Source organism: Caballeronia sp. GAFFF1 (assembly GCF_023630705.1).
Classification (GTDB): Bacteria; Pseudomonadota; Gammaproteobacteria; order Burkholderiales; family Burkholderiaceae; genus Caballeronia.
Genome location: NZ_JALQEM010000069.1, coordinates 1 through 224 on the forward strand (window position 1 = coordinate 1; position 224 = coordinate 224).

At 60.7% G+C, this 224-nt stretch carries 2 tRNA genes; both read left to right on the top strand.

The window, feature by feature from the left end:
- Nucleotides 1-77: transfer RNA gene (locus NCR37_RS28335), tRNA-Ile, on the top strand.
- Nucleotides 78-148: 71 nt separating this feature from the next.
- Nucleotides 149-224, top strand: a tRNA-Ala gene (locus tag NCR37_RS28340).

The window sequence follows — 224 nt, forward strand, 5'->3', positions numbered from 1 at the left end:
GGGTCTGTAGCTCAGTCGGTTAGAGCACCGTCTTGATAAGGCGGGGGTCGTTGGTTCGAATCCAACCAGACCCACCATGTCGGCGGTCGTTAGCGCTTTAGCGCTTACGAAGGCCCCACCCTCGAAGAGGGCAGGGTCAACAGGACGCGGGGGATTAGCTCAGCTGGGAGAGCACCTGCTTTGCAAGCAGGGGGTCGTCGGTTCGATCCCGTCATCCTCCACCA